Source organism: Modestobacter versicolor (assembly GCF_041028285.1).
In the GTDB taxonomy this organism is placed as follows: Bacteria; Actinomycetota; Actinomycetes; order Mycobacteriales; family Geodermatophilaceae; genus Modestobacter; species Modestobacter versicolor_A.
Genome location: NZ_JABGDB010000001.1, coordinates 370,651 through 383,758, shown reverse-complemented (window position 1 = coordinate 383,758; position 13,108 = coordinate 370,651). Strand labels below are relative to the sequence as shown.

The following is a 13,108-nucleotide window of genomic DNA, read 5'->3' as shown; positions in this document are numbered from 1 at the left end:
GCCGGACCACCGTGCGGCGTGCGCCTCCTCCCGACGACGACCGTCCGCCGGGACGATGACTTCCGCGTCATCCACGAGTCAGTGCTGCGAGACGACCGAACCGGTGGAGTTCCCGTGCCCACGATCCTGCCGATGCTGCTCACCGCCGACCCGGAACGGCTGAGGGACTTCTACGTCGACGCGCTGGGCGCGCAGGTGGTCGAGCGGACCTCGCCGGAGGACGCCGGCGACCCGCCGTTCTTCCTGAGTGTCCGGATCGGTGACTCGGCGCTGGGTCTGATCCGGGAAGCCGAGCCACCCGCCGGCAACCGCACCCTGCTGGGCATCGACGTCGCCGACGTCGATGCGCTCCTGGAGCCCGTGCGCTCGCACGGTGGCTCGGTCACCGGGGGTCCGACCGACATGCCGTGGGGCATGCGCGTGGCCCACGTGCGCGACCCGGACGGCAACCCGATCAACCTGCAGTGCCCCACCAGCGGCTGAGGTCGGTGGTCGGACGCCGGACGACCCGGCAGCCTCGGCTGCCGGGTCCTCGGCCGCCGGGTGTGCCCGGCGGGTCGTGCTCTGGTCGGCTCAGGCGGGCACCTCCGTGCGCTCCTCCTGCCGGGGGCCGGGCACCGTGGCGCCAGGCCCGTCCGCACGCCCGTCGGCCGGCGCCTCGGCGTCGATGCTGGGCAGCAGCCGGTCGAGCCAGCCGGGCAGCCACCAGCTGCGTCGGCCCAGCAGGGTCATCGTGGCGGGCACGAGCACCATGCGGACGACGGTGGCGTCGAGCAGCACCGCGACGGCCATCCCGAGGCCCAGCTGCCGGACGACCAGGTCGGTCTCGGTGGCGAACCCGAGGAACACGACCACCATGACGGCGGCGGCGGTCGAGATGACCCGCCCCGTCCCGGCCACGCCCTGCACGACGCTGGCTCGTGCATCACCGCTGCGCAGCCAGTGCTCCCGGATCCGGGACAGCAGGAACACCTCGTAGTCCATCGACAGGCCGAACAGGATGGCGAACATCAGGATGGGCAGCCAGCTGGACACCGGCATCGGGTGGTCGAGCCCCACCAGGTCGGTGCCCCAGCCCCACTGGAACACCGCGGTGACCACGCCGTACGCAGCGCCGATGGACAGCAGGTTGAGCAGCGCCGCCTTCACCGGCACCACCACGGAGCGGAACATGGCGGCCAGCAGCACCATCGACAGCGCGACGACGAAGCCGACGACCAGCCACAGCCGGTCCGACAACAGCACGGAGATGTCGGTGAACATGGCGGTGCTGCCGGTGACCTCCACGCCGTCCAGGTCGGCGCGGACCTGCTCCAGGAGCGCGGGGGTCCGCTCGTCGGCCGGCCCGAACGCCGGCTGGGCCTCGAAGACCGCCACCTGCCCGTCGGGTGAGACCACCGGCCCGGCGACTGCGACCACGTCGTCGACGGCCCGCAGCTGGTCCGCGGCCGCGGCGACGCCGGCGTCACCGACGGCGGCTCGGTCGACCACCACGGTGAGCGGGCCGTTCGCGCCCGCCCCGAACTCGGCGGCGATGAGGTCGTAGGCCTGCCGGGTCGTGCTGTCGGCGGCGTTGTTGGACACGTCCCGCGGGAACGTCCGCAGGTCGAGGGCAGGAGCGGCGAGCCCACCGATGAGGGCGAAGGCGGCCAGCGCCCACGGCACCGGGTGGCGGGCCACGGCGGCCGCCCACCGCGCGGACACGGGAGCCCGCGCCGGTCGCGGCCGCCGGGGCGGGAGGCCGCGTCGCTCCCGCCGGGGCAGCAGCCGGCGGCCGAGGAGCCCGCAGGACGCCGGGACCAGCGTCAGGGCGGCCGCGGCGACGGCCACCACCGAGATGCCCGTCGCGAAGCCGTAGGAGGAGTAGATGGGCACGCCGGCCAGCGGCAGCCCCATCAGCGACACCAGCACGATCGCCGCCGCGAACACCACCGAGCGACCCGCGGTGGCGGTCGCCCGCGCCGCGGCCTCGACGACCGGCACGCCGGCGCGCAGGTGCTCGAGGTGACGGGAGACGAGGAGCAGCGCGTAGTCGATGCCGACCCCGAGGCCCACCATCACCGCGACGGTCGGTGCCGTGGTGCTGACGTCGGTCACGGCAGCGAGCAGGGTGACCCCGGCGGCCGAGACGCCGAGTCCGGCGAGGGCCACCAGCAGCGGCAGCCCGGCGGCCACGACCGTGCCCAGCACCAGGACCATGACCACGAGGGCCACGACGACACCGACGACCTCCCCGGTGCCCTGCACCGCCTCGGGCGAGGTGTTCGGCAGCTGGCCGCCGAGCTCGACCTGGAGGGCCTCTCCCGCTCCGGTCACCGCGGTCTCCAGCGCCTCGACGCCGGCGCCACCCGCCAGGTCGGGGTGGGTGACCGGCACGTCGAAGACGACGGCCAGCAGCGCGGTGTCCCGGTCCGCGGAGAAGCGCGGCGGCGCGACGGAGGTGACGTGGTCGACCTCGCCGAGCCGGGCGGTCAGCTCGGCGATGTCGGTGTCGCCCACCGGGTCGCCGTCCGGGTCGTGCACGACGACCTGGGCGGAGCTCCCGGCCGCGCCCGACCCGGGGAAGTGCTCGCGCAGGGACTCGATGCCGGCGAGCGCGGGAGCGCCCTCGACGTCGAAGTCGTCCTGGGGCGTGCCGCCGAGCGCGCCGGCGGTCAACGTGGCCGCGACGGCGACGAGCAGCCAGGCCGCGAGCGTGCGCCACGGGTGCGCCGCGGTGCCGCGGCCGAGGCGGTGCAGGAACCGGGTCATGACCCGCCCCCGACGTCGGCGCCGGACGGCGTGAGGGAGAGGGACTGGGTGCCGATGACCGCGAGCACCTGGAGCTTCTCGTGGCTCTCCGTGCCGGGCGCGGCGGTGTAGACCATCAGGCGGTGCGCCTGGTGCGGGTCGACGAGCGTCTGGCAGTTCAGCTCCAGCCGGCCGACCTCCGGGTGCTGGTAGCGCTTGACCTCGTCGAGGTGGATGCCGACCTCGTGCACCTCCCAGAGGGAACGGAACTCCCCGCTGCGCTCCAGGAGGAGATCGGCCAGGTGTGCCGCCTTCGAGCCGGGTCCGCGCATCGTGACCAGGGCGCGGAGCCCGGCGGCGTAGGTGCGCGACATGTGCGCGTGGTCCTCCGGCACGTACAGCGCGCGGGCCGCCGGGTCGGTGAACCAGCGGTAGCCCCGGCTGCGCGCCGGCCCGGTGTACCGCATCGCGTCGCCGACGAGTGCGATCCCGGGCGGGGTCTGCCGCAGGGTCTCGCCGACCTCGGTGACGATCTCGGCGGGGGTGTCGCCGAGGCGGTCGAAGATCCGCAGCAGGCCGGGGCTGATGTGCTCGCTGCTGGTCCCGCGCGGTGGCGGCTGGTGCCCGGCGAGCCGGTACAGGTGGTCGCGCTCGTCGAGGGACAGGTGCAGCCCCTGGGCGATCGAGGCGATCATCTGCGCTGACGGCTGCGGGCCGCGCTCCCGCTCCAGGCGGGTGTAGTAGTCGGCCGACATGTGGCAGAGGGAGGCGACCTCCTCCCGTCGCAGGCCCGCCGTCCGGCGGCGCGGCCCGCGGGGGACGCCGACGTCCTCGGGCTGCAGCGATTCCCGGCGGCCCCTCAGGAACTCGGCCAAGCCCGCTCGATCGATGGCCATGTGCGGTCCTCTCGGTGTGCGGTCCACCGGCCCTGTCGGGCTCGGCGGTGCTGTGTCTACCGACGCCCCGGAGGTGGAGCCACGGCCTGCCGATCCCCCTCTCGGGCAGCCGGACGGGGGGATCGGCAGGCCCTGCCACCGGCGGGAGGACCCGGCGAGGGTGAGGGCACGGCGCGGTCAGCGCACTCTCTCGAACTCAGGAGCCCAGCCATGGCGAACACGATCGACATCACCGTCCCCGACCTGTCGGGGAAGCGCGCCGTGCTCACCGGCGGCAGCGACGGCATCGGCCTGGTCATCGCCCGCCGCCTGGTGGCCGCCGGGGCCGACCTGGTGCTCCCGGTCCGCAACCGCGGCAAGGGCGAGGCGGCGACCGCCGAGGTCCGGGCGCGCATCCCCCGGGCGGACATCACCCTGCACGAGCTGGACCTGTCCTCGCTCGACTCGGTCGCCGCGTTCGCCGGCGCGCTGGTCGACGAGGGCCGGCCGGTCGACGTCCTGGTGGCCAACGCCGGCGTCATGACGCCGCCGGAGCGGCGGACGACGGCCGACGGGTTCGAGCTGCAGTTCGGCACCAACCACCTCGGCCACGTCGCGCTGGTCGCCGGGCTGCTGCCGTTGCTGCGGGCCGGCCGGGCGCGGGTGACGACGCAGCTGAGCGTCGCCGCGAACCGCAACGCGGTCCACTGGGACGACCTGCAGTGGGAGCGGACCTACGACCCGATGCGCGCCTACAGCTCGTCGAAGATCGCCGTCGGCCTGTTCGCGCTGGAGCTGGACCGCCGCAGCCAGGACGCCGGCTGGGGCATCACGAGCAACATCTCGCACCCCGGGATCGCGCCCACGAACCTGCTCGCCCCGCGGCCGGAGATCGGCCGGACCGGGGAGTCGCGCGAGATCCGGCTGATCCGGCGCCTCTCGCGGTGGGGCATCGCGGGGACGCCGGAGACCGCGGCCCTGCCCGCCCTGCTCGCCGCGACCTCTCCCGACGCCGGCGGTGGCCGGTACTACGGTCCGCGCCGTTTCCAGCACATGAGCGGGTCGCCCGCCGAGCAGGCGCTCTACCAGCGGCTGCGGAGCACCGAGGACGCGCAGCGCATCTGGGAGGTGTCGGAGCAGCTGGCCGGGGTGTCGTTCCCCCACGGCGGCGCGGACGCCGGGGCCGGGCAGCCGGTGCTCGACATCGTCCGTGACCGGATCTGACGGCGGCGTGCGGGAAGAGCGAGGCAACGGCCCCGTGACCGGTCGACCGCCGGTGCCCACGCCTGCCGGTGGGACCCGCGTCTTCGTCCGGGAGTTCGTCCGCGCGCCCCTGCGGACGGCGTCGGTGGTGCCGAGCTCGTCGGCCCTGGCGCGGCGCATGATCGCGCCGCTGCTGGGTCCGGCGAGGACGGCGGACCTGCCGGTCGTGGTGGAGCTGGGACCGGGCACCGGGTCCTTCACCGCGGCGCTGCGGGAGGCCGTGCCCGGGATGCGGTACCTCGGGCTCGAGCTGAACGGGGCGATGGCCGACCACCTGTCCAGCCGGTTCCCGGGGATCGACCTCCTCCGCGGGCCGGCCTCCGGCCTCGCCCGGGCGCTGGCGCAGCGCGGCCTGCCCGCGGTCGACCTGGTGGTCAGCGGCCTCCCGTGGCAGGCGTTCGCCGGCCGGGCCGGCACCGAGCTGGTCTCCACCATCGCCGGCCACCTCGCCCCGACGGGTGCGTACACCCAGTTCACCTACAGCTGGAGCCGGTGGGCGCCACCGGGACGGCGGCAACACCGGGAGCTGCAGCGGTTCTTCGGCCGGGTCGACGTGTCGCCGACCGTGTGGCCGAACCTGCCCCCGGCCGTGGTGTACACCGCGACCCTGCCCAGGCCGACCGGGTGACCACCTGGGCGGCCGACGTGCCCCCTGCCGCGGCGACGGTGCTGGTCGTGGTGCTGCTGATGGCGGAGGCCGGGCTGCTGATCGGCCTGGTGCTGCCCTCGTCGTCATTGGCGCTGGGGCTCGGCGTGCTGGCGGGTGGCGCACAGGTCGCGCGTGCAGCGGTCCGATGACGTCGCGCGCGACCGCGCCGGCTACCGGTGCGCCGGGGAGGCTGCCGTGAGGATCGAGGTGAACGCGGCGCCGAGGGACCCCGCCACCGACGACGGGTCGGCCAGGTAGCCGTTCACCATCGCGCCGTCCCGCAGGAGCATCAGCTGCCTGGCGGTGGAGTCGACGTCGTCCACCCCCGCGTCCGCGGCGATCCCGGCGAAGGCAGCGAGCGTCCACGCGCGGTGCGCCGCGACGGTGACCCGGACCGGGTCCTGGGGGTCGGGGAACTCCGCCGCCGCGTTGATGAACGGGCAGCCGCGGAAGCCGGGCCGGCAGCTCGCGGCGCCGATGCCGGCGGCGAGCTCGCGCAGCGCCGCCACAGGGTCACCGGCACGTCGCACGCCTTCGATCCACTCCCGCTCCCCCGCGGCCTGCTCCTCCAGGTACGCGACGACGAGCTCGTTCTTGGTCCGGAAGTGCCGGTAGAAGGTGACCTTCGTGATGCCGACCTGCTCGATGACCCGGTCCGCGCTCGTCGCGCGGATGCCCTGCGCGTAGAACAGCTCGTTCGCCGCAGCCAGGATCCGCGCTCGCGTTGTCGACCCCGAGGTGGTCCGCGTCGCCGGTCCGGCGGTGTCGGCCTGCATGTCGCTCTCCTCCGCTCCGGTCCCGCTGCTTGTCACGGCACTGGCGGGAGTCTATGGTCTTTCATGTAGACGTACTAGTAACTCTACATCGACACCGACTGAGGAGCTGCCATGACCACCCCCCTGTACACCGCTGTCGCGACGTCCACCGGCGACGGCCGCGCGGGAGGCCGCGCGGTGACCGACGACGGCCTGCTCGACGTGACCCTCGCGGTGCCCGAGTCCATGGGCGGCCGGGGCGGGGCGACCAACCCCGAGCAGCTGTTCGCGGCCGGCTGGGCCTCGTGCTTCCACTCCGCGCTCAAGCTCGTCGCCTCGCAGCGCAGGGTGCGGCTGGTGGACTCCACCGTCGTCGCCGAGGTCTCGATCGTCCCGAGCGGGACCGGGGGCTTCGCCCTGGACGTCGCGCTGCGCGTCCACGTCGGCGGCGGCGCCGACCTCGCCACCGCGGAGAGCCTCGCCGCCGCCGCCCACGAGGTGTGCCCCTACTCGGCGGCCACCCGCGGCAACGTGCCCGTCTCGATCACCGCCACCGTCGCGTGACGCTCCCCCCGACCTCAGGAGGAACGGCCATGACCACGCCCGCCCTGCGCACCGACTCGACGTCCAGCGAGACGCTGCGCCGCCTCTACCTCCTCCGCGCCGCGTTCGCCGTCGTCTGGGCAGCGGTGCTGCTCGTCAGCTCGCCCGACACCGGACCACTGCTGGCCCTCCTGCTCGTGGTCTACCCGCTGGTCGACGCGGCTGCCGTCCTCTGGCAGCTGCGCTCCGAGGGCCGCAGCCCCGGCCTGCGGGTGACCGAGTGGGCCAACGTGGTCGTCAGCGTCGCCGTCGCGATCGCCCTCGGCTGGGCCGGGACCGACTCCATCGCCACCGCGCTCGGGATCTGGGGGGCCTGGGCTGCCGCCTCCGGCGTCACCCAGCTCGTCACCGCCCTGCTGCGCCGCAGCTCCGGCGGTCAGCTGCCGCAGGTCCTGAGCGGCGCCATCTCCGTCGTGGCCGGCGTCGGGTTCCTGGTGCAGTCGTCGCAGGACCCGACGAGCATGGCCGGTGCGGGTGGCTACGCCGTCCTCGGCGGCGTCTTCTTCCTGGTCTCCGCTGTGCGGCTGCGCGCCGTCCTGCGGCAGGCCGCGCGATGAGCGCCGCCGAGCAGTACGACCACGACCTGATCGTCGTGGGCGGCGGCCCGGTCGGTGAGAACGTCGCCGACTCCGCGACGAGGCGCGGGCTGCGGACGGCGGTCGTCGAGGCCGAGCTCGTGGGCGGTGAGTGCTCGTACTGGGCGTGCATGCCCTCGAAGGCACTGCTGCGCAGCGGCCACGCGCTCCGGGCGGCGCGTCGTCTCGCCGGGGCCCGCGAGGCGGTGACCGGCGCCGTCGACGCCGCCGCGGTGCTGGCCCGGCGCTCGTCCTTCACCTCACACTGGGCCGACGACGGCCAGGTCGACTGGCTGGGGTCCGCGGACATCGAGCTGATCCGCGGTCGGGCTCGCCTCGCCGGCCCCGGCACGGTGCAGGTCGCGGACCGGCTCTACTCAGCACGGGCCGTCGCGCTGGCGACGGGCTCCGTCCCGGTCCTCCCCGCGATCCCCGGGCTGGCCGAGGCCGCGCCCTGGGGCACCCGGGAGGCGACCGCCGCCGACCACGTGCCCCCGCGGCTGGTCGTCATCGGCGGCGGGGTCGCCGGCATCGAGCTGGCCTTCGCCTTCGCGTCCCTCGGCTCGCGGGTGACGGTGGTGTCCCGCGGCCGGTTGCTGGAGCAGGAGGAGCCGTTCGTCGGGGAGCACCTGGCCGCGGCCCTCGCCGCCGAGGACGTGGACGTGCGGCTGGGCGTCACCCCCACCCACGTCTCCCGGGGCACCGACGGGATCGTCAGCGTCGCCCTGGCGGACGGCACGGAGGTGCGGGCCGAGGAGCTGCTGGTGTCCACCGGGCGTCGTCCGAACACCGACGACCTGGGGCTGGAGACGATCGGGCTGCCCACCCGGCTGACCGTCGACGAGACGATGCTCGTCGACGGCACGGACTGGCTGTACGCCGTGGGCGACGTCAACGGCCGGGCGATGCTGACCCACCAGGGCAAGTACCAGGCACGCGCCGCGGGCGAGGCCATCGCGGCGCGGCTCAGCGGAGCACCCGTGGACGACCGGCCGTGGGGCCGGCACGCCGCCACCGCCGACCACGTGGCGGTGCCGCACGTGGTCTTCTCCGACCCGGAGGTCGCCAGCGTCGGCCTCTCCGAGTCCCGCGCGCGCGACGCCGGGCTCGCGGTGCGGGCCGTCGAGTACGACCTCGGTGCGGTCGCCGGCGCCTCGCTGCACGCCGACGGCTACACCGGCCGGGCCAAGCTGGTCGTCGACGAGGACCGCGGCGTCGTCGTCGGTGCGACGTTCGTGGGTCAGGACGTCGCCGAGCTGCTCCACTCGGCGACGATCGCGATCGTCGGCGAGGTGCCGATCGACCGGCTCTGGCACGCGGTTCCGGCGTACCCGACGATCAGCGAGATCTGGTTGCGCCTGCTGGAGGTGTACGGCCGACCGGCCTGAGGTCACCACGCGCGACCGCCCCGTCCGCCGGGGTGTCCGGGAAGCGCTCGGCCAGGAGCGAACGCCTCCTGCCACTCGATGCCCGGGATGGTCGCCCGGGTGGTCACCGTCACCCGGGCCCTCGGCTGGTGCGGGCCGGCGGTCAGACTGGGCCCCCGTCCCGACGACGAGCACGGGGGCACCCGGCATGGACACACCTCCCCACCCGGCCGACCGCGGCGCGACCGGGGCGGACGCCCACCCGGCGAGCCCCGGTGCGATCGACCTCGGCGGGGTCGTCGTCGAGCGGGTGGTCGAGCAGCAGCTGCCGATCTTCGACGCGCAGTCCTTCTTCCCGGGGCTGACCGACGAGGTGCTCGACGACGTCCGGCCGGCGGCGCTGGCCGAGGGCTCGTTGGACCCCTCCGGCGAGCTCGTGCTGGCGGTGCAGTCCTACGTCGTGCGCACCCCGCGGCTGACCGTGGTGGTCGACACCTGCGTGGGCAACCACCGGTCCTACCCGCACCTCCCGCCGTGGGACCGGCTGCAGCTGACCAGCTACGCCGGCGGGCTGGCGCGGCTGGGGCTGACGCCCGCCGACGTCGACGTCGTGGTCAACACCCACCTGCACGGCGACCACGTCGGGTGGAACACCACGCTGGCCGGCGGGCGGTGGGTGCCGACGTTCCCGAACGCCCGCCACCTCTTCGTCGCCGACGAGCTGGCGCACTGGCAGGCGGTGCACGCGGGGACGCCGAGCGCGGTCGTCGCCGACAGCGTGCTGCCCGTGCTGGCCGCCGGGCAGGCCGAGGTGGTGGCCGCGGACCACCAGCTCGACGACGGCGTCCGGCTGGTGCACACGCCCGGGCACACGCCGGGGCACGTCGTCGTCCGGGTGGACGGGACCGACCGCGGGGCGCTGGTCACCGGCGACCTGGTCCACTCCCCGGTCCAGCTGCGCCACCCCGACCTGACCATGCTGATGGACGTCGACCCCGCGCAGTCGGTGGCCAGCCGGCGCCGCGTGCTGAACGAGGCGCAGCGCGAGCAGCTGCTGCTGTGCACCGGGCACTTCCCGCTGCCCTCGGTGGGCACGCTGGACGCGCACGCCGAGGGGTTCGTCTGGGCCCCGGCCTGACGCCCGCCGCGGTCAGTCGACGGCGAGGGTGGCGGTGACCCGCGGGGCCAACCAGTCCTCGAGCAGCGTGACGCCCAGCCCGGGGCCGTCGGGCACCGGCACGCAGCCCTCGGCGTCGACGGCGTCCAGGTCGTCGGAGTAGCCGGGGCCCTGCACCTGGTAGTGCCGGCTCTTGTCGGTGATCCCCGGCGCCACGAGCCCCAGCTCGTAGAAGTTGGTGTTCCGGATCGCGGCCATGCACTGCCGGTGCGCCGGCCCCGGCCCGTGCAGCTCGACGTCCAGCCCCAGGCCCTCGGCCGCGTGCGCGATCTTCATGACCCCGGTGATGCCGCCGTCGAGGTCGGGGTCGGCGCGGACGAAGTCCGTCCCGCCGGCGAGCACCTGGTCCACGTGCGCCTCGAAGCCCCGGACGTGCTCCCCCAGCAGCAGCGGCGTGCGGATGAGCTCGCGCAGCTTGCGGTGGCCGAACGCGGAGATGCCCCCGTCGGCGTAGGGGTCCTCGTACCAGAAGCAGCCGGCCTCGTCGCACGCGCGGCCGACGGCGAGCGCGTCGGCGAAGGTCTCGTAGCCGCAGGCGGGGTCGACCATCAACGCCATCCCCGGTCCGACGGCCTCGCGGGTGGCCAGCACGGTGGCCACCTCGCGCGCCACCGGACCGCCCCAGCCGTGCACCTTGAAGCCCCGGTACCCGAGCTCGCGGCAGCGGACGGCGAAGTCCGCGTAGGCCGCGGGCGAGGAGAGGCCGCCGTTCTCGTCGCCGAAGTAGGTGGAGGCGTACGCCGGCAGCCGGGTGCGGTACCCGCCGAGCAGCTGGTGGACCGGCGCACCGAAGGCCTTGCCGGCGAGGTCCCACAGCGCGATGTCGATCGGGCCGAGCCCGACCCGGTCGTGCTTGCGGAAGTGCCGCTTGAGCTCGTTCCAGATCCGCTCGCGCTGCAGGGCGTCCCGGCCGATGAGGTGCCGCGCGGCGATCTTGATCTGGGCAGCGGGGACGGCGTTGCTGCCCATCGACCAGGCGTACTCGCCGGTGACCCCGGCCGCGCTCTCGATCTGCAGCACGTAGCCGGTGAGCCGCGCGGTGCTGGCCGGGTCGTACACCGGCTCGTAGCCGCTGCGGTCCAGCCCCAGCCCGGGCAGCGTCCAGCCGAACTCCCGCAGCACGACCCGCGTGATCCGCAGGTCGGCGGTGGCCACCGCCACAGCGTGCCCCTCTCGTCGTGGAGCCCCGACCCTGCCATGCCCCGGACGGCGGCCGCCCGCGGCGAGTGCTTGACACCTCCTGGCGGCGGCGGGCATCTTCCGCACTGCACCGCGGCCGGAGCTCCCGTCCCGGGTTCGAGGAGGACCGCCGTGATGCGGATGGTGTCGCTGCTGCTGCGCAGCGGGTCGCGCGGCCGCGACGAGCTGGACGCCGCGCTCGAGGCGGAGAGCCGCCGGGTGTGGGAGCTGTTGTCCGGGCGACCGGGTGCACGGGTCCGCGTCCTGCGGCTCCTCGACGGCGTGGCCGACGGCAGCTCGCACGCCCTCGCCATGGGCGGGCGGCCGTTCGACGCCGAGATCGAGGCCGGCTGGGACGACGCGCCCCTGGCCGAGCTGGTGGACGTCTTCGCCGGCCTGGCGGGGCGGCTCGGTGACCGGCTGGACGCGGCCGACTCTTTCGCCCAGGTCGGCACGGTCTACCCGTTCACGCCGCGGGAGACCGACGTGGTGACCCTGGTGGTCATCAGCCGTCCGCTCACCATGAGCTGGGACGCCCACCACCGGCACTGGCTCGACGAGCACGGCTGGCTGGTCAAGCCGGGCGCGGACGCCCGCGGCAGCGGCTACCGCCAGTTCCACGCCGACCCCAAGGCGAGCTCCTTCGCCGCCCGGAGCGCGGGCCTGGGCCGGCACGAGTACGAGGGTTTCGCGATGGCGTACTTCGCCGACCCGGAGGCCTACCGGGCGGTGATGGTCGGCGCCAACCCTAAGGTGCTGGCGGACGAGGCACGGTTCATCGACATGACCGACTCGGTGCCGGGCGTGTACCGGGTCACCACGGTCCACCAGGCCTGACCGCCGCCCGGGAACGACTCGGGCAGGTCGCCGGCTGCTGCCCCGTGCCGTCCGCCCCAGGACACTCCCCGCAACGGTCGCCTGTCCCGGGACGGGGCGCGAGGCGCCGCCTGCCGCATCCAGGGCGTCGAGACCCGCTCGGACACGCCGAGCACGAGCAGGGTCTCCACGAGGAGGTCCCGGGGAGTTCCCCGTCGCCGACGGTGCGTCAGACAGCGGCGCACGCACGTGTGAGTCCTCCCGGTCGACTCCGGGGGCTCCACCCCGAGGACGCGCCCTGCCCCCCGGCGACCCTGACCGGAGCCCACGGTATGAGTCCCGAGGACCACACGCCTGCTGTCGATGAGGCCACCGCCTTCGAACAGCTCGGTACCGTCGCGGTGTCTGAGCACTCGGTGCACTCGGTGTTGCAGACCGTCGCCGATCTCACCAAGCAGGTCATGCCCGGGACCATCGAGGCATCGGTCAGCGTGCTGGTGGCGGACAAGGCCACCACCATGGTCTACACCGGCCAGCTGGCACTGGACCTCGACGAGAGCCAGTACGGCCGCGGCTACGGCCCCTGCCTGCACGCCGCCAGCATGGGGCAGACGGTCGAGGTCGAGGACGCCCGGACAGAGGCGCGCTGGTCGGACTACATGAGGAACGCCGTCGACCGGGGCAGTCTCAGCTCCCTGTCGCTACCTCTCGGCAGTCCCTCTGCCATGGGGGCGGGGCTGAACATCTACGCACGCGGACCCTCCGCATTCCACGAGGACAGCCGCCGCATCGCGCACCGGTTCGCCCGCTTCGCCGGGGTCGCCACCGCGAACGTCAACGCCTATCAGAGCGCACGCGAGCAAGCCGACGACCTGCAGGTCGCTCTCGAGTCCAGAGCAGTCATCGACCAGGCCAAGGGCATCCTCATCGAGCGGTACCAGCTGACTGCCGACGAGGCCTTCAAGCTCCTGGCCCAGGCCTCCATGGCCAGCAACCGGAGACTCCGCGCTGTCGCCGACCAGCTGGTGACAACCGGAGAACTGGTCCTGCCGCCCAGCCGCTCGTGACGGACTGACGGCTCTCGCAGGCGGCCTCAGCCCCCGCGACGCCGGCTGCTGC

General features: G+C 74.5%; 14 protein-coding genes. 10 read left to right on the top strand and 4 right to left on the bottom strand.

From position 1 onward, the window contains the following. Positions 1–114: 114 nt before the first annotated feature. Positions 115–483 (top strand): VOC family protein, encoded by a 369-nt coding sequence (locus HL054_RS02010; RefSeq protein WP_369137014.1) that lies wholly within the window; start codon positions 115–117, stop codon positions 481–483. A 90-nt stretch (positions 484–573) separates the two neighbouring features. Here the strand turns inward: HL054_RS02010 and HL054_RS02005 are convergent, their stop codons facing one another. Further along, positions 574–2,751, bottom strand: a complete 2,178-nt coding sequence (locus HL054_RS02005; protein ID WP_369137013.1) for an MMPL family transporter — start codon at positions 2,749–2,751, stop codon at positions 574–576. Next, on the bottom strand, positions 2,748–3,626 hold the full coding sequence (locus HL054_RS02000; protein ID WP_369137012.1) for a helix-turn-helix transcriptional regulator: 879 nt from the start codon (positions 3,624–3,626) through the stop codon (positions 2,748–2,750). Before HL054_RS02000 ends, HL054_RS02005 begins: the two co-directional genes overlap by 4 nt. A 210-nt stretch (positions 3,627–3,836) precedes the next feature. Between HL054_RS02000 and HL054_RS01995 the strand changes: the two genes are divergently transcribed. Genes HL054_RS01995 through HL054_RS01985 form a run of 3 tightly spaced genes read left to right on the top strand, consistent with a single transcriptional unit; the run spans position 3,837 to position 5,666 of the window. Further along, entirely contained in the window at positions 3,837–4,829 is a 993-nt protein-coding gene (locus HL054_RS01995; RefSeq protein WP_369137011.1) for an SDR family oxidoreductase, read from the top strand. A 52-nt stretch (positions 4,830–4,881) separates the two neighbouring features. Continuing rightward, entirely contained in the window at positions 4,882–5,496 is a 615-nt protein-coding gene (locus HL054_RS01990) for a class I SAM-dependent methyltransferase (RefSeq protein ID WP_369137010.1), read from the top strand. Next, positions 5,493–5,666, top strand: a complete 174-nt coding sequence (locus HL054_RS01985; protein ID WP_369137009.1) for a hypothetical protein — start codon at positions 5,493–5,495, stop codon at positions 5,664–5,666. Before HL054_RS01990 ends, HL054_RS01985 begins: the two co-directional genes overlap by 4 nt. A gap of 21 nt (positions 5,667–5,687) precedes the next feature. On the opposite strand, the gene HL054_RS01980 is transcribed toward HL054_RS01985, so the two are convergent. Beyond that, complete coding sequence (locus HL054_RS01980) at positions 5,688–6,293, bottom strand: TetR/AcrR family transcriptional regulator (protein WP_369137008.1); 606 nt, start codon at positions 6,291–6,293, stop codon at positions 5,688–5,690. 111 nt (positions 6,294–6,404) lie between these two features. On the opposite strand from HL054_RS01980, the gene HL054_RS01975 reads away from it, so the two are divergent. The 4 genes from HL054_RS01975 (at position 6,405) to HL054_RS01960 (ending at position 9,955) form a co-directional block, all read left to right on the top strand. Then, entirely contained in the window at positions 6,405–6,836 is a 432-nt protein-coding gene (locus tag HL054_RS01975) for an Ohr family peroxiredoxin (RefSeq protein ID WP_369137007.1), read from the top strand. A 29-nt stretch (positions 6,837–6,865) separates the two neighbouring features. Further along, on the top strand, positions 6,866–7,432 hold the full coding sequence (locus HL054_RS01970; protein WP_369137006.1) for a hypothetical protein: 567 nt from the start codon (positions 6,866–6,868) through the stop codon (positions 7,430–7,432). Beyond that, a complete protein-coding gene (locus HL054_RS01965) occupies positions 7,429–8,838 on the top strand; it encodes a dihydrolipoyl dehydrogenase family protein (protein ID WP_369137005.1) in 1,410 nt (469 codons plus the stop codon). The genes HL054_RS01970 and HL054_RS01965 overlap by 4 nt, the downstream gene beginning before the upstream one ends. A gap of 187 nt (positions 8,839–9,025) precedes the next feature. Then, entirely contained in the window at positions 9,026–9,955 is a 930-nt protein-coding gene (locus HL054_RS01960; RefSeq protein WP_369137004.1) for an MBL fold metallo-hydrolase, read from the top strand. A gap of 12 nt (positions 9,956–9,967) precedes the next feature. Here HL054_RS01960 and HL054_RS01955 read toward each other — a convergent pair whose 3' ends face one another. Then, positions 9,968–11,149, bottom strand: coding sequence for an enolase C-terminal domain-like protein (locus HL054_RS01955; protein ID WP_369137003.1), 1,182 nt, complete (start codon positions 11,147–11,149; stop codon positions 9,968–9,970). A 159-nt stretch (positions 11,150–11,308) separates the two neighbouring features. On the opposite strand from HL054_RS01955, the gene HL054_RS01950 reads away from it, so the two are divergent. Continuing rightward, positions 11,309–12,010 (top strand): EthD domain-containing protein, encoded by a 702-nt coding sequence (locus tag HL054_RS01950; protein ID WP_369137964.1) that lies wholly within the window; start codon positions 11,309–11,311, stop codon positions 12,008–12,010. Between the two features lie 311 nt (positions 12,011–12,321). Continuing rightward, positions 12,322–13,056: an ANTAR domain-containing response regulator gene (locus HL054_RS01945; RefSeq protein ID WP_369137002.1), complete on the top strand. Its 735-nt coding sequence runs from the start codon at positions 12,322–12,324 to the stop codon at positions 13,054–13,056. The last annotated feature ends 52 nt before the right edge of the window (positions 13,057–13,108 follow it).

Excerpts from the sequence above, each read along its gene's own strand:
- HL054_RS01960 (WP_369137004.1), top strand. The coding sequence starts at position 9,026 with ATGGACACACCTCCCCACCCGGCCGACCGCGGCGCGACCGGGGCGGAC.
- HL054_RS01950 (WP_369137964.1), top strand. The coding sequence starts at position 11,309 with ATGCGGATGGTGTCGCTGCTGCTGCGCAGCGGGTCGCGCGGCCGCGAC.
- HL054_RS01965 (WP_369137005.1), top strand. The coding sequence starts at position 7,429 with ATGAGCGCCGCCGAGCAGTACGACCACGACCTGATCGTCGTGGGCGGC.
- HL054_RS01970 (WP_369137006.1), top strand. The coding sequence starts at position 6,866 with ATGACCACGCCCGCCCTGCGCACCGACTCGACGTCCAGCGAGACGCTG.
- HL054_RS01995 (WP_369137011.1), top strand. The coding sequence starts at position 3,837 with ATGGCGAACACGATCGACATCACCGTCCCCGACCTGTCGGGGAAGCGC.
- HL054_RS01945 (WP_369137002.1), top strand. The coding sequence starts at position 12,322 with ATGAGTCCCGAGGACCACACGCCTGCTGTCGATGAGGCCACCGCCTTC.
- HL054_RS01975 (WP_369137007.1), top strand. The coding sequence starts at position 6,405 with ATGACCACCCCCCTGTACACCGCTGTCGCGACGTCCACCGGCGACGGC.
- HL054_RS02000 (WP_369137012.1), bottom strand. The coding sequence starts at position 3,626 with ATGGCCATCGATCGAGCGGGCTTGGCCGAGTTCCTGAGGGGCCGCCGG.
- HL054_RS02005 (WP_369137013.1), bottom strand. The coding sequence starts at position 2,751 with ATGACCCGGTTCCTGCACCGCCTCGGCCGCGGCACCGCGGCGCACCCG.
- HL054_RS01980 (WP_369137008.1), bottom strand. The coding sequence starts at position 6,293 with ATGCAGGCCGACACCGCCGGACCGGCGACGCGGACCACCTCGGGGTCG.